The following is a 22,738-nucleotide window of genomic DNA, read 5'->3' on the forward strand; positions in this document are numbered from 1 at the left end:
CGCTGGCGAGGAGTGATTCATGGGACGAGGGATGGGTCCTTGCCATCAACCGTCTGCCCGTGCGCGTCTACCCAACCGAGAGATCGGCGCGGGAAGGCAATCTGCGATTCCGAGTTGAGGACGCGTCCTATTGTCTTGGATCGCCGTCAGCCGGTCACTTTCGGTGCGCCCTTTTGGCTTTTCGGTAGCAACCATTTCCTCATGTCAGCGGCATAGCCAATTTGTGCGGCCTTTTCTGACGGCTTCGGATCGTATCGATCCGGGCGGCAACGTTTTTGCCTGGGCCAGAGCCTCAGCCGCCCGGGCGGCCCAATCGTGATTATCGAGATCGTTGCGTGGCAGTTCTGTCATGTCATCGTCCTCACTGTAGCCTTCGCAGCTGGCTGTGTTCCTGCGGTGCATCGGGGGCGGCCTTATTTATGAGGCGCAGGTCACCGCCGACCCGATGAAGTCAGATGCTGTCGGTAGGGAACGGGCAAGTGCTCGAACCCAGCGCGGGGCGCCGCAATGTTTCGCACCTCCGTACGCGACTGACAATTGGGACAACGAGGCTCGCGCCGCCGCGCGAGGTGATAGGGTCCTTGTTTGTGAATCGTGCAAACCTGCCCCCTGTGGGATAGGGTGGGGGCACTATCGAACTCTCTCTCACCGATGGGTGCCAACGGCCGGGCGGTAATCGCAGCAGCATGCCGTCTCGGCAGCGCGGCCCACTGGTCAATATTGCTCACTATCGAGAAATTGACGGGATCATTGCAATCAGCTGTAGGGGCAAGCCTCTTTGAGAGACGCGACTGTTAGCAGCCAAACAATGCCAAATAGCGCGGTCCTTTCGTGCCAGTTTATTTGTACCCTGGGCTCGTTATTCGAAACCTTTGATCCCCATATCTCTTTATGTCTGATCATGCCATCGAGGTGGTCGGAATGGGCCGAGACTTTCAACGAAAGGGGCCCGGCATGTTTAAATCTCAGCAATATCCTGCAAAAGCAGCCGAGTACGGCGAACTGATTAAGCGTTCGATCGGTCCGGTTGAGATCCGTAAATTTCAAGAACCGCAGGACCGACTTGCCTCGCTCGCGGAGAATGAGCAGGGACTGGCGGACGACTATGACAATGCAGTGCATGTTGCGGAGCAGGACGGATCGAGCGGCGCAGCCCTTGCGGCCGAAGAAGAGCTCGTCTTGCGGTGTCTAGGCGCGGCCATCATCATGCAATGGAACGCCCTGCCGACGACGCTGCGGCGGGAGATCTTCGACACCGCCGGGTCGGTCGGCAAGTTATTGGAGACGGCGGCGCTCCGCGGACAAATCGCCCGATTTCTGCACAAGCACAAGGATGATGCCGGCCGCGGCAAACTGCCCTGAACAGAAGACACGCCTAGCGATGCGAGATCGGTCACTCTGGCTCTGTCACGATGGGATAACGAGGGAGGTGCAGTCCGCGACGGTCTGCCGATGTAAATAAACGCCGATAACAGGAGGACTCCCATGTCACTTACACAGTTTCGGGTCGATGACGGACCACACACCATTGACGGGCTGCGGCTTTTTGCTCAGGATGAAAATGAACGGGTCGAGGCGTTCATGGGCCGGAAGGTGATGGACGTTTGGGCGGAGTCTGTCGAGCACTGTGGAGGACGACAAAGTCTGTTCCGCGATCAATACAACGCGCTCGGCAAGCTGAACCTTGCCGCACTTCAGCGGATCGTGAGCACGAAATACCAGCGAGGCGCCGCGCTCAACCGCCAACATCCCTTTGTCGAGGTTCTATTCTCGGACATTACGGAAAGCGGAGAGGCTTTAGATCTAAGTGAACTCGTGCGAGAGGCGTTGCCGCCAGCATTTCATAGGCTGGCCTGAGATATGGACCACGGGAGTGCCGTGACTGGAGCGTCAGCGTTCAGTAGCCCTACACTCGGCGTCAAGTAGACCCGCAAAAAAATCCGCATGACATTGACGCGGGCGCACATAGCTCGATCTTGGCGCCAAGATGTTGGACGATCACTACACCTACGTTTTTGACTCCCAATACGTTCGCCTCCTCGGTGGCAGGTATGGACTGATTGTCGAGCCGCCGAAGAGGGCGGCTCCGGCCACCGGCGGAGACGCGGCGCCCGAGAATGCGGGTGGCGCTCCAACGGAGGTTAAATTTTCCCTGTGGCATCTCCACATGTTGTCTATGACAACATGGACAAAAACCTTCACGCGTGAACCGCAAAGACTAAAATCCAGCTGCGCGAGATGCTGGCCGAGGCAGTCCGCAATACTCGACCCGAGACAAAAGCGCCCACCGAAAGCGATCGCGGCTAAAGGCGACGTAGCTCATTCGGGAGTACAAGAACCCTCGGCTGGAAAACCCTCCGCCGTTTGAGCGTCGCCTTGAACGATATTGGTTCCTTCCGAGGGAACAATGCGCGTGCCGACGCATTATCAATCATCGCGACAAACGCGATTTGAGGAATAACACATCATGAAACGCATTCTATTGATCGGAGTTGCAGCTTGCGCGTTTGCGCTCGTTCCAATTCTGTCTGCGTCGGCAATGCCGAGCGCAAATCCGAATGCACTCGTCGGCACCGACACTTCAATCGTCCAGGTACACGGTTGGGGCCATCACGGGGGCCGAGGTCATCACTACGGATGGGGTCGAGGCCATCATTATGGGTGGGGCCATCATCACCGTTGGTGAAACGTGACTGCCTAGTGGCGTTTGTTCTAGAAGAAGCCGCCAGTCTGGCGGCTTTTTCTTTGTGACAATTCGCATTAGAGGCAGCGATTCGCCGGATAGTAGGCAACTAGCAGAGTTCAGTTGACGGTTCAGCGACTAGCAAGGTCACCTAGGTCTTGCCCGGCACCGCTTCGGCCTCGATAGCCGCGACAAGCTCGGGCGCAAGGTGTGCGGACAAACGCTGAATGATGTTGAGTAGCTGCAAGATTTCTTGCTCACGCAAGGCGTCAATCTTGTTGTGCAGCAATTCGATCTCGAGTTCAGCCTTAACGTTTATTCGGTAGTCGTGTTCTGCGTGCCTGCGGTCAATCTCGGATTGGCGGTTCTGGCTCATCATAATGATGGGCGCTGCGTAGGCTGCTTGGAAAGAAAGAACCAAGTTCAGCAAGATGAAGGGATAAGGGTCCCAATGGTTGATGAATGCTATCATGTTTAGAACGATCCAAATGCCGAGTAGGACGCTTTGGATGACGATGAAGCGCCAAGAACCAACTGTTTCAGCTACCCGGTCGGCAAGCATCGCGCCCGGCGTCAGTGCGAGCTTGGGTAAGTTGCGCGCAGGCTTTTGCGCCCGAAGTTCTCGCAACCGCTCCTGATCTTCGGGACTTAGGTGCACTTTGTGGCTTTGCTCGTTGGTCATTCGTTGCATCCACAGTTAAGGGGGTATGACGATCCGGTACAGGCCGCTTTGGGATGGGACGCAGAAGAAGTGTACTACGTTGACGCGAAAACGGAGAACGCTGCGGGCGACTTGCCTTTGTCTATCTGGTCCAGCGCGACGATGAAGCGGACGCAAGTAGTCCCGTCACTCGTGGATCATTTCCGCCCGGGAGATGATTTCGAAGTAACACCTTATCGGCGGACTGGGGCGGCCTCGTTGACGAACGAGATTATCGCGACCTGCTGCACCGATGCCACGTCCCGAATGATCCGAAGCTAGCGGCTGAGTGCCCCGAGGAAATTCTCGCGCCACGCCGTAATGCTATTGCGGCGCAGCACCGCGATCATGGCCCCCCAACGCTCGCATCGCTCCTCAAGTGGCATCCCCAGCGCTGTCCGCAATGCTTCGGCGACGGCGTCGGGGTCATACGGGTTGGCGATCACGGCAGCGTCGAGTTCATAGGCCGCGCCCGCAAAGGGCGAGAGAATGAGCACGCCGGGGTCATCGGGGTTCTGTGCAGCGACATACTCCTTGGCAACCAGGTTCATTCCGTCGCGCAACGGAGTGACAAGAGCGACGCGACTGAGCCGAAAGAAGCCAGCGAGCGATCGCTGGGAAAAGCTCCTGTTCAAATACTGGATCGGCGCCCAATCGAGTTCCGCGAAGCGACCGGCCACGTCGCCCGCCAGCGCACCGAGCCTCTGCCGCAGCGCACGGTATTCAGGAACGTCGCTGCGCGTCGCGGTGGCGATCTGCAGCAAGCGGACATGGTTGCGGTATGCGGGATAGCCCTCGAGAAAGCCGGCGAACGCTTTGAACCGGTGCTCGAGACCCTTACTGTAATCCAGCCGGTCCACCCCAATGATGAGCTGGCGCCCCCGGAGACTCTCCTGCAGCCGGCGTGCCGTTCGAGACGTCACAGCGCGACTGGCCATTTGGGCAATGGCTTCAGTATCGATTCCGATCGGGAAGGTGCCGGCGCGCAGAACCCGATCGAAAGCGTGAACGTGGCCATCGGACGAAATCTTGCCGCCTGCGCGGCGAACGACGGCGTCATGGAAGGCGGTCAGATCCTCCACCGTTTGGAAGCCGACGAGATCGTAAGCGCACAGTGATTTCAGCAGGTCGCCGTAGCGGGGAAGGGTCGCCAGCACCCCCAAAGACGGAAACGGCGTATGCAAGAAGAACCCGATCCGTTGTGTGGCCCCGGCGCGGCGAAGTTCCTCGGCCATGGGGATCAGGTGGTAGTCATGCACCCAGACGAGATCGCCCGGCCTGAGCAGGGGCGCGAGGGCGTCGGCGAGTAGGGCGTTCACCCGTCGATACGCGGCCAAGTGCCGGCGGGTGAAGTTCATGAGATCGAGACGATAGTGAAATAAGGGCCACAGTGCCGCGTTGGAGAAGCCGCTGTAGTAACCGTCATGGTCCGCGCGGGTAAGATCGACGGTAGCGTACGTCACTCCCTCGGTTTCGAAAACGTTCGGCTCTGGTGCTGTTTCTCCAAGCTTGCCACTCCACCCAAACCATAGGCCTCCAGCCTGATGCAGAGCGTCGACGAGGCCGGTCACAAGCCCGCCGCTGCGCTGCGCAGCTTCTCCCGGCAAGGCGACACGGTTTGAGACGATGACCAGGCGGCTCAAGCGGGTCCCCTCCGCGCTGTCAGGGTTGCGTCAAGCCGAGCTGCCAAAAGATCTCGGCGAACACGGCAACGCAAATGATCGAGCGGTGACATCCGCCGGAGCCCACATTCGCCTCGGTCCTCCCGCGAAGATCCACAAGTCCTTCCACCGGAACCGATGGTTCCGTCATCAGGCAATCTGGCGCTTGAGGTCAGGCGCGACGCATGGATATTAAGCGGCAAGATCAAGGCGTTACCTGTAAAACATATAGATCTTCTCGCAGTAAATACAGGATACTCTGCCGACCAGCTGGGTTGTTGGGCGCCGTCTAAAACTGATCTTCGCCGGGATTTCGACGGCAGACGCCCCGGGTGTGCCTCTCGATCTCAGCCAGTGCGGCGTCGAGCGAGGCGTGCGGCCCTTGCTGTATGCCGGCCACAGTTTCCGATGCGCGGCCCTCCGGATGGATCATGAACTGACGGGGAGCGCTTGCCGTGATGCGCCCCATCGAGCGGCCGAGCAGGTCCGCCAGCCGCCAAACCGTGCCTCCCTCTGCCGGAGTAACGATCACATCCATGGTAAACCTTGGGCCTGTACGCCGCGCGTTGTAATAACCGACGGGCGAACTACCGAGTTCCGCGGACGCGGCATTCTCGGTACTGGAAGGATTGCCGCGTCGGATCGACCCGCGATCGAGCTAATGGCGCTTAATGCCGATATGTGCGACCATATAGAATGGTCAAAAAGAAAGGTCGAAGGCCAACGTCGGGAGAAGCAATGGCAACCGCTCTCGACCGTTGGGACGAGGAAGGCGGAGCGCAGGAGCTGGCGTGGCCTTTACCCTATGAGGCCAGCGATTTGCGGGACGTGGAGCGCAGAGTCCTGGAATGTCTGGGTGCCGCCCTTGTCAGCGAATGGAATGATTTACCTACTGACGTCCAGCGCAGGCTCTTCGAGCAGGCGGCCTCGGGCAAATCGCACGACGCCACCCTGTTGAAGACGCGGATCGCCCGTTTCCTGCACGATCATAAGGACGCTTCGTGTGTGCGCTAACACTACTTTGGCTAGATTTGTTCACGCCGTTGCTTTTCGCTGACGCGCCTTGACGGTTGCAGCCAACCGCCGCCGCGTCCAACGACTTTCGCTCCACAGGGCCTTGACCGGATCCTTAGCCGCCGCGGCCTTGGCAGTTATTTCGTGATGCTTCGAGCAGAATGTCGTTTCGGGACGGTCTTGTACGCCCCCGGTCGCGCCAAGAAGGTGATGATCGACAAGGAGAGCACCACCATCGTCAGCGGCGCCGGCAAGAAGGCCGACATAGAGGCGCGGGTGACGCAGATCAAGGCGCAGATCGAGGAGACCTCCTCGGACTATGACCGTGAAAAGCTGCAGGAGCGTCTCGCCAAGCTCGCTGGCGGCGTCGCGGTGATCCGCGTCGGCGGCGCGACCGAGGTCGAGGTGAAGGAGCGCAAGGATCGCGTTGATGACGCGATGCATGCGACCCGCGCTGCCGTCGAGAAAGGCATCCTGCCGGGCGGCGGCGTCGCCTTGCTGCGTGCCTCCGAGCATCTCAAGGGGCTGCGCACCAAGAACGATGACCAGAAGACCGGCGTCGAGATCGTGCGCAAGGCGCTGTCCTATCCGGCGCGCCAGATCGCGATCAACGCCGGTGAAGACGGCTCGGTGATCGTCGGCAATATCCTGGAGAAGGATCAGTATGGCTACGGCTTTGACTCCCAGTCCGGCGAGTACGGCAACCTGGTCACCAAGGGCATCATCGACCCGACCAAGGTCGTTCGTGTGGCGATTCAGAACGCGGCTTCTGTTGCGGCGCTCCTGATCACTACCGAAGCCATGGTGGCCGAATTGCCAAAGAAGAATGCCGGCGGTGGCGGCATGCCTCAAGGTGGCGGCATGGATGGTATGGATTTTTAAGTCCTACTCGTTCAGAGCTCAACAATAGCCAAGGCCCGGCAGAGATGGGCCCTTTTTGCAGGAACCAGCAAAAAGCCGTCGCCGAGAAGCGTGATGAATTCTCGCCGTTTCACGGATTTCCGTGAGGACGCCTTGTGCAATATCTCAAAATCAGCACTCTACTTTGCAGCCGGGTGGCGGGTGAGAACTGTTGCCAAACCAGTCAGGACGCACCTCACCGTTACTGGATTTTGGGAAGTGCATAGCTCCGCCCTGGTTGGTCGCCCCTGTGATGACCAGAGACCGAAGACCGCGATCACCTGGGACGCGGGGATCATGAGTAGCAGGCCGGCTACGATCGAGACACCCGGTGCAATAGCGACCACAGCGAGCAGCAGCATGATAAGGCCGGAGGAGCGCTTGTGTAGGCGACCCATCAGCCAGCCCAGGGGTAAAGTGATCTTGCCGGTGCCTCGTCGTGCAGCCGCTGCAGCAGGACCGAGGCAGGCACAAACACCCCTTCATCGGCGGGCATTGTCGGCTTCAGCTGGTCGGGGCTCGTTGGGACCCGGTACGCCGGGGACAGGATATTTTGGGAGGCGCCCGGTCGACACAGCCGACCCTGCGAGGGTCAGAGCCGACCCAGAAGTAGCAATACGACGAGGACGACCAGGATGGTACCGATGACCCCCATCCCACCGTGGCCATAGCCGTAGCCGTAGCCGCCGAAGCGGCCGCTGAAGCCACCAAGCAGGAAGATGATGAGGAGGATGATGAGGATAAGTCCGATCGACATTGTCCGACTCCTTTGGTGGGACCTTGTGGATATTGGGTCTCAAGTTTTGTCTGTCTTGCGATTCGTCGACCTCCTGCAAGAGCCCGCAGGCGACCCCGGATGGGAGGGGCCGATGCAGTTGACCGGATCACAAGGGCGCAGCCGCGCCATCGCGATCCAGTGCGCGCTCGAGCGCGTGTTGAGTGGGAATGGTCTGTGACAGAGGTTGCCACGCCCAAACAGCGTCGCTCGTGCCCTCAATACGGGGCGTAGTATTGGCGGCGATAGGGATACGGGCCGCCGTAGTAATCTGGCGCGTAGCCTGGCCCGTAGGCTCCGTAGGCGGCGGCTCCAGCCGCGGCACCCAGGATGCCAAGACCAATTGCGGCCCCCGGAGCGCCGTAGTAGCCGCGACCGCGGTAGTGGCGTCGGTAGTAGACTTCTGTCACTGCGGACGATGAAGCCGCTTGTGTCGGAAGAGTCGTGCTCGGCGAGATCGGAGCTGCCCCCGAAGGCAGCACCGAGGCGAGCGTCGCCGCACCGAAGAGTGCGACCGCAATCGCGTATTTCATTGTCTGCTGGTTCATGGTCGTATCCTCTCGAATTTGGAGCATCTCAAGCGGCAAGTCGAGTTGCGTGCCCCACGCTTTAAGTGCTGACCATGTTGCTACGCGTGTGAGCAGCACATTGGCCGCCTCGTAGAGGTAACTTCGCAGCATCTTATCGCCGCATTTCGAGATTCGGCCTGTCCAGTCAATCTCGCCGGATGCGTATCGGCGGGTCGTTAGCCCTGTATAGGCTCCGACGCTTCGCGATCTCTTGAAGCGAGCGGGGTCATCGATCGTCGCGAGGAAGCAAAGGGCCGTGACCGGGCCGATGCCAGGAGCCGTCATGAACCGTCGCACCTGGGCATTGTTGCGAGCCAGCCGCAGCACCTTGCGGTCAAGGTCCACAATCTGTTGCTCGACGGCCTCGCGTGCCTTCAGCAATGGATCTACCGCGGCAAAAAGCTCTGACCGATCCTCGGCTAACTGCGCGGCGCGCACAGCAAACATATTCATCTTTGCTCGTCCGATGACACGCCCGAGGTTCTTGAGGAGCCCCCGGATTTGATTTTCGATATCCCGCTTGATCTTGACGAGCAGGGCTCGACTGACAAGAAGGGCTTTGGTCGCATGACTATCGAGATCCTTGACACAAACCTCCTTATACCAGCCACATTGCATGATACGTGCTATACCAGCAGCGTCATTTCGGTCGCTCTTGTTGATCTGCATCTTCAGAACCGCCTTCGCATGCCTGGCGTCAATGCAGATAACGGGTAACCCGAGCTTATTCAGCTCGGTCCACAACCATGTCGACGTTGCTCCGGTCTCGAGTCCGATCCGAACGACCTGTGGCGCGTGCAATTTGATAAACGTCGCAATCGCCTCCGGGTCAGATGTAACCACCCCTTCGCGCTCGACCTTCCCTGTCCGATCGACGATGCAGATCGAAGTCAGTTTCAGTGACACGTCTAATCCCACATAGCGCTCCATTGCGTCTCTCCTTTATTGCAAGGCCCTGAGGTAGGCCTCGTCGAGTCCTAGAGAGCTGATTCCCAGAGCCTGAGTATGGCTCCGAGCCCGGAATTACCCCATGTGTGAAAACGCTGCTGCTTTGCTATGATTCTCTGGTGATTCTGCGGGGGAAGCTGATGAGGCGCTTCGTTGAGCAGGCCGATCGTGGGCAATGGACATTATTGCCCGAATGCCTCGATGATTTCATTGACGAGAGCAGCCCTGTTCGAGTGATCGACGTGTTTGTCGATGCGCTTGATTTGGCTGAGATGGGCTTTGAGGGAGCGGAGCCGGCCGCAACGGGACGGCCGTCGTATCACCCCTCGGTTCCCCTGAAGCTCTACATTTATGGCTATCTGAACCGGGTGCAATCGAGCCGACGGCTCGAACGAGAAGCCGGTCGCAATGTTGAGGTGATGTGGCTGCTGGGTCGGCTCGCTCCCGATCACAAGACGATTGCCGACTTCCGCAAGGACAGCGGCCTGGCACTCCGCAAGGTATGTGCGCGCTTCGTTGAACTCTGCCGAGAGATGGGTTTACTGGCGACGGCGAGCGTTGCGATCGATGGCAGCAAGTTCAAAGCCGTGAACAACCGGGACAAGAACTTCACACGGGCCAAAGTCGAACGGCGTCGTGCTCAGCTGGAGGAGAGCGTCGCGCGGTATCTGAGCCAGCTTGACACGGCTGACCGACACGAGCCGACCGAAGCGCTGGCCGCGAAGGTGACGAGGCTTAATGAGAAGCTCACAAAACTGAAGGACGAAATGGCCAAGCTTGCTACTTACGAGAAGCAGATGCTGGCTTCGCCCGACCAGCAAATCTCTCTGACTGATCCCGATAGCCGCTCGATGGCAACCAGCGGCCGCGGGTCCGGCGTTGTCGGATACAACGTGCAAGTCGCCGTGGATACCGAGCACCATCTGATTGTCACGCATGAGGTAACGAACAGCGGCTCGGATCGGGCTCAGCTTGCCAATATGGCCAGGCAGGCGAAGGCTGTTCGAAAGACCGAGACGCTCGAGGCCGTTGCCGATCGCGGCTACTTCAGCAGCTCCGAAATCCTCGCTTGCCACGAGGCCGACATCACGGTGACGCTGCCCAAGCCGATGACTTCTAGCGCCAAGTCGGAAGGGCGCTTCGGCAAGCAGGACTTTGTCTATTTACCGGAGAGAGACGCCTATCGCTGTCCGGCTGGGGAGCAACTGCCATATCGCTTTACTGGCGAGGAAGATGGCAAGCGGGTAAGGCGCTACTGGACCACAGCCTGTCAAAATTGTTCGCTCAAATCTCAGTGCACGACAGGGCCGGAGCGGCGGATTCCCCGATGGGAGCATGAGCATCTGCTCGATGCTGTGCAGCAGCGCCTTGATGCGAACCCGATGGCTATGCGTCAACGTCGCAAGACCGTCGAGCATCCGTTCGGCACAATGAAGGCCCGCATGGGCGCGACACACTTCCTGACCAAAACGCTTCCGAAAGTAGCCGCCGAGATGGCTCTTTCGGTTCTGGCGTACAATCTAACAAGGGTCATGAACATCGTCGGGATCAAGCCGCTGATCGCTGCGATCGCGTCCTGAGAACTGCGTGTCTCCTGCCTTCCGGGCCAGATACCCTTAGGCACCGTCTTTACACGACCAAGACCCAAAGCAGACGTCACTCCGGTCGTCCTCCCATCGCACGCAGGTGGCCATCGCACCATCTGGCGATGCCAATACTTCGCTGCCCCGGCAGCGCTGGCGCACGGTGATATTGGCTCGGCCCTCGACCCGCCGTCGCAGGGCGCGCTCGATCGCGGGGCGTAACGCCGCGTAGCCCGACCAGCAGAGGTCGCGTGGCGAGAACGGATCGTAACCCGGGCGTTCCCTGCGAACATCGAGGCCTGCCTGAGCGGGACGGCTCCGGAGCGCGTCGCTCAGCGCCCGCCGGCCGCTGAGCAGCAGTCCATGGACGTGTCGCGCCTGCGGCGTGCCCGCCCAGTGGGTGAGTTGCGCGGGAAAGCTGTCGCGCTCGAGGACAATGACGTGCTCGAGACGCAAGGGCACTGGCAGCCTTCAGTCCAGCCATCCGGCGGAGTCACGGGCGCTTGACCGCCGATCCGAGTTGACGCCATCGCCATCTCGTAGACTTCGTGCTCCGCAGGCCCGAGCGTGGCGCCGATTTCACCGGCCACCAATCGGAATCCAGGCGCTCAGGATGAGGGCGGCCACGCAGGCGATACCTGCCGGTGCTGCATACAAATCGGGCGCATCCATGCGTCACCTCGCCGATCAGTCGTTTGAGGCAAGAAAGTGCGGCCAGCTGGAGCAGAGTGTGAGCCGGTTAACAAGTCCGGTGCCCAAACTGCGTCAGCATGGTGATCATTATCGCAAGTCCTGGAAGGCCAGGGGCCGCTCGTGGTCCGTCGCCGACTACCGGGTCTCGCTCGGAAAGCCGCTCAAGTCGGGCGCAAGTTTGGCATGCGGTTTGTCCTTGAGGGATCTGTGCGCTAGTTTGCCGCGAGGGCTCATTCTCTGTGCCACAACCTGAAATTTTGATATGTTGCCCCTTTCATTCCCGCGATTGAGTGGGTCCGATGAATCAGGTACCGGCGGTCACCCCGTCCACGATCAATAGACGGCTCGCTGCAGTCGCTTTTGCTGATGTCGCGGGGTTTTCCCGTCTGATGGCTGTTGATGATGTCGAAACGGTACGCCGCTGGAGAGCTGTACGGACGGACGTTCTGCAGCCGCACATGCTTCGGCACGGCGGACGGGTTGCCGAGATCGCCGGAGACGCGGTGTTGGTGGAGTTCGCGAGTGTCGTGAACGCTGTGCGGTGGGCGACCGATGTCCAGCGCACTCAGCACAGTGCGCAAGGCAAGAATCCGCTGCATCTGCGCATTGGAATCAATGTCGAAGACGTCATCGACGAAGACGGAATACTGCAAGGTGACGGCGTCAACATCGCGTCCCGCATTCATCAGGCAGCGGATCCTGGCCAGATCGTTGTGACCGCAGCAGTACGCGATTATGTGATGAATAGGCTGCCGGTGGTGTTCCATGATTTGGGGACGCCTCCGATGAAGAATATCAATCGAGCCGTTCGCGTGTTTGCGGTCGAGTGGGTCGAAGGCGGAAAAAGCGACCTGTTAGCGCAGCCCTATCTGCAATGGTCGTCACGGCCGACGATTGCAGTGCTTCCGTTCCGAACCGTCGGAGGAACTGAACACGAGGATTACTTCGCAGACGGCATCACCAACGAAATCATCACGGGTTTGTCGCGCAGCCGGGGATTGTACATCATTGCGCGTAGTTCAACGCTTCGGTATCGCGACAGGGGCAAGGACTTGCGTCAAATCGCCAGCGAACTCGATGTTCGCTATATCCTGGATGGCAGCGTTCAGAGGCAGAAGAAGCGTCTGCGGATCAGTAGTGAGCTGATTGACGTAGGCAGCAACCGTCCGATCTGGGCAGAGCGGTTCGAGGGATCGACCGACGAATTGTTCGAGTTTCAGGACCGTATCACCGCAAGCATCCTCGGCAAGCTGGAGCCGCGCGTGCGAGCAGTTGAAGCGGCTCGCGTCCGTGACCATCCCACGGAGAGTCTCGATGCATACCACTGTGTGCTGAAGGCGATGGCTCTGCTCTATCTATTCACCGAGGAGAGCTACCAGTCGGCGGGTGAACTGCTTGAGCGCGCGATTGCGCTCGATCCTTCATATCCACAGGCATACGCCTATCTCGCGTGGTGGCTCAATTTCCGCATCGGCGAAGGGTGGTCCCCAAACCCTGATGCCGATATAGCGCGCGCGCTCGCCGTTTCGCAGCGCGCGATCGAGCTCGACAGCGAGGACCCGTTTGCACTCGCCGTTGGCGGCCATATTCTTTCCTTTCTCGGGAAAAAACCCCTTGAGGCGATTGATCTCTTCGATCAGGCCCTGGCGCTCAACGAAAACTCGGCGTTCGCTTGGGGTTTGAGTGCCTTAACGCTGGCATATCTCGGTCGGCCCGACGAAGCGGTGGGGCACCTTCAGAACGTCTGGCGCTTGAATCCGTTCGATCCCTTGAGCTTCTATTTTTGGATCATCGCCGGGATCGCCGAGTTCGTTGCCGGACGATACGAAGAATCAATTGCATGGCTGCGAAAGTGCAGGCGCGCAAATCCGCGGTTTATTGCCTGTTTGCGAATGCTGGCTGCGTCGCTCGCTCTGTCAGGACGGGAGCATGACGCGCAGGAAGTCGCGAGAGAATTGCTGACGATCGAACCATCGTTTCGCGTGTCAACCTTTATCTTATGGTATCCGTTACAACGGAAAAGCGATCTGGCTCGCCTTGAGGCTGGACTGCGATTGGCCGGCCTGCCGGACTAAACGACCGATGAGCGGTGAAGTTTAGGGAGGACTGAACATGGCCTCGTTTGGAGCAGGTGGTGCAACGGGAGCTGGCGCCGGTGCGGGCGCTGGTGCAGGCGCCGGTGCCGGTGCGGGAGCCGGTGCTGGTGCAGGAGCCGGTGCGGGCGCAGGAGCCGGTGCTGGTGCCGGTGCGGGCGCTGGTGCCGGTGCGGGCGCAGGAGCGGGCGCGGGCGCTGGTGCCGGAGCAGGGGCGGGCGCCGGGGCAGGGGCGGGAGGACGCGTGTCTACCGGTGCTGAAGCAGGCCCGGGCACGGGCCGCAGCTACTTCGCCACACCATGGGACCTACGCTTCAGGCCTTGGGCGCTCGACTTTACACCGGACGATGCCGGCAACCCACCATATCCGTTTTCCGAAATCGTAAATCCATATAACACCGATGACTTCCTCGAGTGGACAGCCGACGACTGGGACCCGGCTTTACGTTTCTGGACGCTGCCGTACGATCCGCAGCTGAACGAGTGGCTTAAATCAGTCGATGAGACTCGCACATACATCATGGCGGGCCGGGAATTTGGCGGTCAGCCCGAGCTTTGGCAGTTCGGGCGTAGAGAACTGCTTGCCAAGGGCTGGTTGGAGCCGCGAGATCTCGCGTGGCAGCCCGATCCGGAATTGAGAGCGGCCGGCGGTAACGACTGGACTGCCGCGAAGAACAGCGGCTGGAGCACGATTCAAGCCGAGATCGCGGAACTGCAACAACTGATGCAGGACGATCGCGATCGATACCTTGCAGAAATCGACCTGCAAGCGGACAACGGACCGGACTACATCGTCGCCTTCCTTGGTGCGCACACCGGACGGTATCCCTGGACCATCGAGCTCATCAACTGCGGGCTTTCGATCGGCAATATCGCATATTCGTTTTACAAGGCGGCGTTCAAGCGCGTTCGTCCCTCTTTTCTGTGTCCAGGGCTGGCTCCTCCATTCGGTCCGCCCGGTCATCCCTCTTTCACGAGCGGTCACTCGTTTCTGGCCCATCTCATGGGATTGCTGCTTCTCGAGATTCCCGGAATACAGTCACGCTATGGCTTTTTCCCAACTCCAAATACCGGCGCACCCGGAGGGGCAGTTCCTTTTGTGGCCGGCCCTATCGCAGTAGCTATTTCGCGGGCTAACCCGGCTGTCGTGAGTTGGCCTGGAAACACGCTACGAGCCGACGACCCCGTTTGTTTTGATTTGCCGCAACAACTGAGCTCGGCGATTAACCCAGGCCAGATCTACTACGTGTTGGCGTCGGGTCTTGTGCCCAATACATCCTTTCGATTTTCAACGAGGATCGCCGGACCGCCCGTCGACACGAGCGCAGACGCCACGCAAACCTATGTCATTCCTCAAAATCCTCTGCCCGCCAGCGGCGCGTTCAATTCCCCGCTGATGTGGCTCAGTCAGCGGATCGCCAAAAACCGCGAGCGCCTCGGCGTCCACTATTCATCGGACACGACCGGGAGCCGGCATCTTGCAGCCGCAATCTGTTATTCGCTTTTTCATGAGGCGGATCCCCAGAAACGAATCGTCTGCCCTATGCTCGAGACGGTGAAAAAGCGAGCCGAGGCCGAATGGCCGGCATAAGTTGGCTTGGGTTGCGTTACGGTCCCCGGACACGTAGTCCAAGGTTATTGTCGTTGGCGACGAGATCTACCAGCGGCGTAGGACGATAGCTGCAGGGGAGTGGGGGCAGAGATATGGTCGACGCGGTATCCGTGTTGCCCAGGTCGTCGGCGCAATTCGCTTCGGCCAGCACGATGTGGCGGCCCGCGGGCGCGTTTGTATAGGTGTACGGACCGAAACGGACTTTGCCGCCCGGCGGCACGGTTTGAACTTGACCAGTGCTGCCCAGCTCCTCCCAGTAACCGTCATTCCAAAGTGGTGGTGGCGACGGTGGGGGTGGAGAGGCTGGGTTTGGCCAATCGTGCCACCACACTCTTACCGTCACCCCCGCAGCGTCGTAGGTACCGCGATTTTGGACCCACACGTAGATTTCGCCGGTTGGAGATACTTCGATTGCGTCGTGCCCGGTGCTGCTTGGGTCTCGCCAGGCTTGCCAGGCAGGCGGAGGGTCGCTCTCTGTTTGATGCAAGTCCCACTCGAGAGAAACAGGGACGTAACTGCCTTTGCCAAAGTCCAGCGTACCGCTCACAGGGTCCGTCGTTGGTCGCTGGCTCTCGATGAAAATGTCCACAGGCGGCGGATAGCCCGGTGTGTTGGTAAAACTTCTGTAGAGTCCCTGCGCCTCGAAGGCCCAGCGGATGACCTTGTGCACGCAGCCGCCGATCCTTTCGTACGTCTCAGGAGATTCAATCCCCATCGCGCGAAAAACGACGTGCCATGAAGGCGTGTTCGACGCAGTGTTGATGTCCGCGTCAATCATCGCGGAGACGAATTGATCGGGCTCATTCGTGGGCGATACCAACGAACTGCCGAGAATTTGAATCCCTCGCATGATGAGGTAGACGCAGTAGTGTGATGCCGAGCGGCGGACATAGGTGTCAACAGGGTGCGGCGGCGGTCCCGTCTGCACGACCGTGGTATCACCTCCGATACAGCGGTATAACCGGAACAATGACGAGGATAGAATTTGCTCGCTCCAATAGCTTTTGCGGCGAGGCCCAGCAAAATCCTGCACCTGGGATAAACCGTAGTGTAACCCTCCGCTCCAGCTCCACCCATCCGTCACGCATCGATCGTGGCGGCGCGGCAGAAAGACCCAGGGGAAGGTCGAGCCGCGCCGATTCGGGTCTGTCGCAAGGCTCGATTCCGGGTCCGAGACGATAGCAGCAAGGGCATCGCCGGGGCTGTGAGCGAATCTGAACTCTAGTTCGCCGACCGAGGCCGTCAGAAGCACGTGCCCAATCTCGTGCCAGATCCAGCGCGCATCGGCGGCGATGCCAAGCGGTTCAGCGGGCGAACGGTCCTTGCCATTCCAAGGCTTACGCGCGCGCGTTGACAGATTGGCCAACGCCAGATGCATCTCGATGAGAGGCGGCGGATTGCCGCCCGGAATCGTGCCTATGAAGTTATCGGGGAAGCCCTTTACGCGAACGCGCGCATTGACGGTCTGGCCGTCTTTGCCCTGTCCGGGGCCTACACCGGAGCGATAATGGACTTCGAGCGGCAGGCCCGCGATCCGGAAATAGGCGCTTGGACTCATTCCGTAGGCGCGAAGCCGGTTGAAGAATTGCTTGACGTTCCAGTACGCCATGACGGCGGAGGCATCATTTGATCTAACCGGCGGCCCACTACCCGGCAAGGGAACGTCTTTCGGAGTCCCCGGCAGGTGAGCATGATCCTCGAGGACAAACCCCGGACAAACGACCACCACCTCATCGTCGTAGCCATCGGGAGCATAGACCAACGGGTGCGGTATGTTGTGCACCGTCCTGCGATAGTAGTAGTCGAGAACGGCCTCGGGTCGCGTCGGCCGTCGATCGCGAACAGCTGCCGCGCCCGCCTGCGATGGTGGGTCGATGGGAAAAATCCTCCCTTGGTGCGCATCGGCAACGAGTGCAACCTTGCTGACGAGCCCGAGCGGACTGTTCTCAAGGAACGGACCATCCTCAAATTCTTCTTCGCTCAGCGTAAGGACGGTGGCGAAGACGAAAGAATAGTATGGCTCCAGGTCGACATGCCCGGCCACGGCGGAATTGCTCTTTTTGGCTTGGCCGGTCGCGTAGAATTCAACGTGGAGTGGGAATTCCGGGAATTCCTTCGCCGGCAACCGTATGCCCTGAATTGCAACGGTACTCATATTCAAACCGAGTGTTGATGCGATCAAGCTCCTGAATCGCGCCGAGAACAGAAATTCAGCCAATGCGGTTGCCGTCGGGAGTGCAGTTGCCTGGGCGCGGGCCGTGGCCGCGCGGCTCGATCGTTGTGGGCGCTCCGTCGGTCGAAACTGCCCGAACGGGAGCGAAGCCGACATTCCCGAGATGCGAACCTCGAACTGCGATTCAGACGTTCGCACGTGCGCAACCACACGGATGCCAAACCCCGTCCCGATAGGTTGGGATGCCAGTAGCTGGGAGGCCATCATCACTACGATTGGATCGGAAGAATTGTCCGATGCATTTGTTCGGAGAGCTACAAACGAGGCCAGCGGACTTGGCTGCGTGCTCGGCGCTGAAAAGGCCAACCATCCGAACAAAGGGCTCGACTGGCCCGGCGCCAGCGCGTTAATCCACTCGTCGGGAATTTCGAGCGGAGGGTCAATCAGCGGATTGCGGTTGGCCGCCAAGAGGTAGTCGTGAGCGACCTTTTTCATGTCACTTTCGAACTGGCTGATATCTCCAGTTCCCACGAAAGGTCTTGTGGGATGACGCAACAAGACGGTGGTTGGATAGGTTTGATCGTCGTTGTTCAGGTTGCCCCAGCGTTGGCTCCATACCGAGTATCTGCTGTATGGCCAACCTGATTGATCGTCCGCGCTGCCTGCAACGCGCTTGGCTCGTGGCCTTGCCGCCTTTTTTTTGGCAGCTCTCTTCTTTCGGATTTTGGAGCCGGCGCTGCGTTTTGCCATTGAAGTCTCCTCCAGGTGGCGTCCGCTACCATATCACAATCCAAACAACCCGGGGGCGTTCTAACCGTCCCCTTCGCTCCGCTTGAATTAATCATCTGTACCGGGACCAGGCAAGCATCAAACCGCGGATTTCACGGCTCCCGCGGTACGCAGCGAAAATGTGGCGGCAATATCTCGGCTGCGCGAGCGTCATCATCGTGCACGGCCGGGCGAAGAACCTTCCCATTCCTGTTCGGCGACCGGCCGAGCGCGGCGTCATCCATCGCGCAGAGGGACGTCTGTGAACTGCCTCACACGAGGGCAAACTTATTTCTACGTTCTACCGGAGATTGCGGCGATGCTCAGCGTGGATTACTTTCAGCTGTGGCTTGAGGGCATTTAGCAATGGAGGAGTTTCAAATGAGTCCAGCTACGAGCAGGCAGGCGGCGCCAACTAAAGAGCAGGTGGAATTGATACGATCCGCGATTGAGACCTCCATAGGAGGCATGCTCGAAATCATGTTCAAAAAGCAGACTTATCTGAAAATAGAACTTTTCCCGAAGGGCATAGACCTGATTGATGTGGAAGCAAAGGTTGGTCTGCCAAATGCGCCACTCGTTGAGCTCACGTAAAGATTGCTGGTCCCGGATCGCACGCCGCGGCCCCTGAGGGACAATAGCAATCGGTCTTCGCGATCGGTCGGGCGGGCCGTCCACGCGGTTTTAGTAGTGGGCTACACGTTCAACGTGGTGGCCTTGACTCCTCGTGCCAGCTTTACAGCGTGCGCACCGCAATTTCTGAGATATCATCCGTTTGCGGGAAGTCTCGTACTCGATGCATCTTTACTGTGTGCGGGGCAGCAGCAGGAGGTGAGACCATGGCGACCAATGCCTTCTCGGACCTTACGCGGCTGATCAACGGTTATCAGATTTCGCAAGCCATTCACGTCGCGGCCCGGCTTGGCATCGCCGACCACCTCAGTCGCGGGCCGCTCAGCAGCGACGAACTTGCTCGGCTCAGCGGATCGCATCCGAGGACGCTCTATCGGCTGTTGCGGGCACTGGCTTCAGCCGGTGTTTTCCATGAGGCGGAGAACAGAACGTTCTCGCTCACCCCAATGGGCGAGTGTCTTCGTTCCGACTCGCCCACTCCACTCGACGGCTGGGCCGCCTATGTCGGCCGCCCCTATGCCTGGCAGGCCTGGGGCCATCTTGAACACAGCGTTCGCACCGGCGAGAGTGCCTTTCGGCATCTCAATGGTCAGAGCGTATGGGAGTATCGCAGCACCCGTCCAGATGAGAACGCGATCTTCAACCGAGCCATGACGGCCAATTCTCGCGGAGCGATCGAAGCTATTATCGCCGCCTACGATTTCAGCAGCTTTCGTCACGTCGCGGATATCGGGGGTGGTGAAGGCCAGCTGCTGGCGGGAATTCTCGCCGCAAACAAGGGCCTGCGCGGAACGCTGTTCGATCAGCCGCACGTGGTTGCCAAGGCGGCCGAAGTTCTGAACCAACATCGTGTCGCCGACAGATGCGAAATCGTCAGAGGCAGTTTCTTTGAAACCATCCCGGAGGGGGCTGACGCCTATGTGATGCGGGCGATTATCCACGATTGGGACGATAAGGAAGCGATTTCTATCCTGAAGACCTGCCGCCGCGCTATGACGGCTGATGCCAGATTACTCCTCATAGAACGTGTGGTGGAGCCCCCGAACGAGGGGCCGATCTCGAAATTCAGTGACCTAAATATGCTCGTCATGCTCGGGGCGCTTGAACGGAGCTACGAGGAGTATTCCGCGCTATGTCGAACGGCCGGATTTGAGATGCGCGGCACAGCTCGCGCAGGCTCGCACTACCAGGTCATCGAGGCAGTTCCCCACTCAGACTGAACCAGTGCGGGTCCTTTCTTCACGGCCGCAGGGTCTGCATCAGATGCGCTTTCACAACCTGAGGTCTGGTTATGACCCCAATGTATGGTCCGGCCGTGCGTAGCAAGAGATTCGTCGATCAGGTGGTGAGTGGTCTTGCATCAATGTATCCGGCCTTTGATTGGAGCATTTGCTCCGGGCCATCATGGATATCAGCGCGCGTGCGTTCTCATTAGCGGACAGGCCTCGATTGGGCCATTTGGGTCACCAGTGTTCGCATGCGCCGGGAAGACCGAACCTCCATCTCGTCTCATCCTCTCGCAGACCTCGGCTGGAACCTGTTGATGGGGTTACGTCATCGCTTGCTCCTCCTACCTCGCAGTTCCTGTGTTCGAGCCAGGGGCCGTTCCTTCGTCCCGGCCCGCAGGACGTGCGTCGCGTCGCGCGCACGGGCGGTCAAGGCCGGCCGTTGCGCCTTGCGGCTGGCTCCGGCGTTGCCAGGCCGCGCCTTGACCGCGCCGAGCACGGCGCGAGATCAAGCGGGTCGGACGCCTGCATCGTTGGTCCTTGTCAGCTCGAAGGCGCGTCCTTTAGCCAGCACCGCCCAGGCGATGCGGGCAAGCTTGTTGGCGAGTGCGATCGCCAGCACGTTGTGGTGCAATCGCTTCTTGGCGGCTTCGATCCAGGATCTGAGTCCGTAACGTTCCCAGTTCTTGATCCTGACCAGCACACCCATGCCGCCTGACGAACAGAACGCGAGGTAGCGATTGCCGCGCCTGAGATTTTGCCGAGGATCGTGCGGTCTCCCGTCGAGATCTGCTTGGGCACCAGGAGCCAGGCGCCGAAGTCACGGCCTTTGGAGAAGACGTCTCCAGTGCCGATCGCGGCCACCATGGCGCTCGAAATGATCGGCCCGATGCCAGGCACCGTCATCAGGCGCGAACATGCCTGATCTTGACGGGCCAGTGCTTCGATCTCGCCGGAGAGCTATCGATGCGCTGATCCAGCCGACGCCAGTCGCCTGCCAACTCCTCGATGACACCAACATGCGTGGCGACAGGGCATCGTGCGCGTCGCAAGGATGGTGGGCTTCTGTGCGCAGGAAGCCGATACCCTGGCGCACCGCGATCCCGCGTTCAGCATGAAGGCGCGAATCTGGTTGATGATGCCGGTGCGTTGCGACACCAGCCGCTCGCGCACCCGATGCAGCGCCTGCAGATCCAGTTGCTCGTCTTGGTCGCCACGAACTTCATCGTGGGCGTGCACGGCTTCGGCAATCGCTTCGGCTCATTGAAGTCGTTCTTCGGTCCTTGCTATAGGGCGGACATATTTGGCCGGCATCCCTGGCATCGTGACCAACGATGCGAGTTTGCGGCTCAAATGATGTGCGCCGACGCAGGCTTCCATGCCGATCAGGCAAGGCGGATATTGGCGAGCCGCGCCTCACCTGGCCACGCGACCACTTTTGCCGCAGCACGAGGGCCGCGCGTATCGTGGCCCACGACGTGGAACGAGTTTTTGCCGATATCGATGCCGATCACGGCGATCGCAGTACTGGGTGTCTGGGACATGGCGTGCTCCTTGTCTTGGCGCCCCTGGCCAGCTTATCGCTGGCAGGGCAGGAGCACGGCCGGACCATCCCATTAGCAGAAGTTCCCGGAAAGGCTTGTTTCCATAGGGAACAACCTCGGCGGACGGCGCGAGCGTTGCTATCGAGCACCATTCTGCATTGAGTGCACCCACGCGATGAATGCGCCTATCGCCGCGAGCTTTGGGTGCCCAGACTGATGCACGAGATAGAACCCGTAGCCTGGCAGTGTGAGCTTCGAGACTTGTACGAGCGCGCCACTTGCGAGCTCAGGCGCTACAAGAACATCGCTGCAGATCGCTATTCCCTGACCCGAGACTGCGGCTTCAATCGCATGCAACTCTTCCCGAAATGCTAGGCTTTGCAGTTTCGCGAGGTCAGGCACGCGCTTGAAGCGGCGGCGGGCGATCGTCTGCCAGCGTTTCCAATTCGGTGCATCCAAATCGGTGGGCGGCCACTCGGCCTCAAGGAGAGGAAAATTCGCCAGTTCGGCCGGACTGAACGACTTGCCCTCGTCACCAACGAGCTTTGGACTCGCAACGACACGGAAGTTGTCGCGCATCAACTCGATGCAATTATCACCCTGTGGTGGCCTGCGCGCATAGCGAATCGCAATGTCGGCCTCGCCGGCCGCAAGGTCGAGAATTAAATCTGTACCGAGGATATCGACCTTTAGGCGCGGATGGGCGGCGCGCCAGTTCGGCAGCCGAGGAACGAGCCATCGTGCCGCAAATGCGTTGGTCGCCGTAATGCGCAATCGACCGCCAGTCATGCCTGGCCGCACATTTGCCAGAACATCCGCGAAGGTCTGGAAGCCGTCGCGGATCACCGGGAAAAGCTGTTCACCCGCCGGGGTCAGCTTGAGCGGACGCGGCCTACGGCGGAATAGAGTCCTGCCGCAGTAGCGTTCGAGCAGCTTGATCTGATGGCTGATGGCTGTTGGCGTCACATTCAGCTCGAAGGCTGCCATCTTGAAGCTCAGATGACGGGCTGCGGCCTCGAAGGCCCGCAGTTCGGTGAGGGGTGGCAAGTTGTGCATGGAGCAAACGTAGATGAATTGAGCTCATCCTGCACCTGAATTATCAGAACTTGCTTGGGCAGTGCGTCGCGGTCGATAGTGGCGCGGGCGCCTTAAAGGCATGGCAG

Annotated in this window: 15 protein-coding genes and 2 pseudogenes; 9 read left to right on the forward strand and 8 right to left on the reverse strand. The window is 59.6% G+C overall.

Annotation, left to right across the window (positions count from 1 at the left end; translation table 11 throughout):
* The first annotated feature begins 954 nt into the window (after positions 1 to 954).
* Both EI171_RS12450 and EI171_RS12455 read left to right on the forward strand, forming a co-directional pair.
* Complete coding sequence (locus EI171_RS12450) at positions 955 to 1,362, forward strand: hypothetical protein (RefSeq protein WP_246740527.1); 408 nt, start codon at positions 955 to 957, stop codon at positions 1,360 to 1,362.
* A gap of 123 nt (positions 1,363 to 1,485) precedes the next feature.
* A complete protein-coding gene (locus EI171_RS12455) occupies positions 1,486 to 1,857 on the forward strand; it encodes a hypothetical protein (RefSeq protein ID WP_060908802.1) in 372 nt (123 codons plus the stop codon).
* 977 nt (positions 1,858 to 2,834) lie between these two features.
* Here EI171_RS12455 and EI171_RS12460 read toward each other — a convergent pair.
* From EI171_RS12460 to EI171_RS12470, 3 genes are all read right to left on the reverse strand, one after another.
* Complete coding sequence (locus EI171_RS12460) at positions 2,835 to 3,365, reverse strand: DUF1003 domain-containing protein (RefSeq protein WP_060908801.1); 531 nt, start codon at positions 3,363 to 3,365, stop codon at positions 2,835 to 2,837.
* Positions 3,366 to 3,661: 296 nt separating this feature from the next.
* A complete protein-coding gene (locus EI171_RS12465; RefSeq protein WP_161533474.1) occupies positions 3,662 to 5,026 on the reverse strand; it encodes a trehalose-6-phosphate synthase in 1,365 nt (454 codons plus the stop codon).
* A 307-nt stretch (positions 5,027 to 5,333) separates the two neighbouring features.
* Positions 5,334 to 5,582, reverse strand: coding sequence for a hypothetical protein (locus EI171_RS12470; protein ID WP_060908798.1), 249 nt, complete (start codon positions 5,580 to 5,582; stop codon positions 5,334 to 5,336).
* A gap of 200 nt (positions 5,583 to 5,782) precedes the next feature.
* Here EI171_RS12470 and EI171_RS12475 point away from each other — a divergent pair, with 200 nt between their 5' ends.
* On the forward strand, positions 5,783 to 6,058 hold the full coding sequence (locus tag EI171_RS12475; protein ID WP_161533475.1) for a hypothetical protein: 276 nt from the start codon (positions 5,783 to 5,785) through the stop codon (positions 6,056 to 6,058).
* A gap of 192 nt (positions 6,059 to 6,250) precedes the next feature.
* Positions 6,251 to 6,940: pseudogene (locus EI171_RS12480) on the forward strand (TCP-1/cpn60 chaperonin family protein); the annotation flags it as partial.
* 610 nt (positions 6,941 to 7,550) lie between these two features.
* Here EI171_RS12480 and EI171_RS12490 read toward each other — a convergent pair.
* Positions 7,551 to 7,715, reverse strand: a complete 165-nt coding sequence (locus EI171_RS12490; protein WP_082755440.1) for a DUF3309 family protein — start codon at positions 7,713 to 7,715, stop codon at positions 7,551 to 7,553.
* Positions 7,716 to 7,951: 236 nt separating this feature from the next.
* The gene (locus EI171_RS12495; protein WP_161533476.1) at positions 7,952 to 9,232 is read right to left on the reverse strand and encodes an IS110 family transposase; all 1,281 of its coding nucleotides are present in this window, start codon (positions 9,230 to 9,232) and stop codon (positions 7,952 to 7,954) included.
* A 158-nt stretch (positions 9,233 to 9,390) separates the two neighbouring features.
* Between EI171_RS12495 and EI171_RS12500 the strand changes: the two genes are divergently transcribed.
* The 3 genes from EI171_RS12500 to EI171_RS44730 all read left to right on the forward strand — a co-directional run bounded on the left by EI171_RS12500 (position 9,391) and on the right by EI171_RS44730 (position 15,210).
* Complete coding sequence (locus EI171_RS12500; RefSeq protein WP_161536988.1) at positions 9,391 to 10,830, forward strand: IS1182 family transposase; 1,440 nt, start codon at positions 9,391 to 9,393, stop codon at positions 10,828 to 10,830.
* A 995-nt stretch (positions 10,831 to 11,825) separates the two neighbouring features.
* Positions 11,826 to 13,601: an adenylate/guanylate cyclase domain-containing protein gene (locus tag EI171_RS12505; protein WP_161533477.1), complete on the forward strand. Its 1,776-nt coding sequence runs from the start codon at positions 11,826 to 11,828 to the stop codon at positions 13,599 to 13,601.
* A 262-nt stretch (positions 13,602 to 13,863) separates the two neighbouring features.
* The gene (locus tag EI171_RS44730; protein ID WP_202633143.1) at positions 13,864 to 15,210 is read left to right on the forward strand and encodes a hypothetical protein; all 1,347 of its coding nucleotides are present in this window, start codon (positions 13,864 to 13,866) and stop codon (positions 15,208 to 15,210) included.
* Between the two features lie 16 nt (positions 15,211 to 15,226).
* On the opposite strand, the gene EI171_RS12515 is transcribed toward EI171_RS44730, so the two are convergent.
* A complete protein-coding gene (locus tag EI171_RS12515) occupies positions 15,227 to 18,154 on the reverse strand; it encodes a hypothetical protein (RefSeq protein WP_129557368.1) in 2,928 nt (975 codons plus the stop codon).
* A gap of 399 nt (positions 18,155 to 18,553) precedes the next feature.
* Here EI171_RS12515 and EI171_RS12520 point away from each other — a divergent pair, with 399 nt between their 5' ends.
* Positions 18,554 to 18,766 carry a hypothetical protein gene (locus EI171_RS12520; protein WP_161533478.1) on the forward strand — a complete coding sequence of 71 codons (213 nt, stop codon included), beginning with the start codon at positions 18,554 to 18,556 and terminating at the stop codon, positions 18,764 to 18,766.
* A 245-nt stretch (positions 18,767 to 19,011) separates the two neighbouring features.
* Positions 19,012 to 20,025, forward strand: a complete 1,014-nt coding sequence (locus EI171_RS12525) for a methyltransferase (RefSeq protein ID WP_060908789.1) — start codon at positions 19,012 to 19,014, stop codon at positions 20,023 to 20,025.
* Positions 20,026 to 20,539: 514 nt separating this feature from the next.
* On the opposite strand, the pseudogene EI171_RS12530 reads toward EI171_RS12525, so the two are convergent.
* Positions 20,540 to 21,575 (reverse strand): annotated as a pseudogene (locus EI171_RS12530) (IS110 family transposase).
* A gap of 138 nt (positions 21,576 to 21,713) precedes the next feature.
* Positions 21,714 to 22,631 carry a LysR substrate-binding domain-containing protein gene (locus tag EI171_RS12535; protein WP_161533479.1) on the reverse strand — a complete coding sequence of 306 codons (918 nt, stop codon included), beginning with the start codon at positions 22,629 to 22,631 and terminating at the stop codon, positions 21,714 to 21,716.
* Positions 22,632 to 22,738 lie beyond the last annotated feature (107 nt).

The organism is Bradyrhizobium sp. LCT2 (assembly GCF_009931255.1).
In the GTDB taxonomy this organism is placed as follows: domain Bacteria; phylum Pseudomonadota; class Alphaproteobacteria; order Rhizobiales; family Xanthobacteraceae; genus Bradyrhizobium; species Bradyrhizobium diazoefficiens.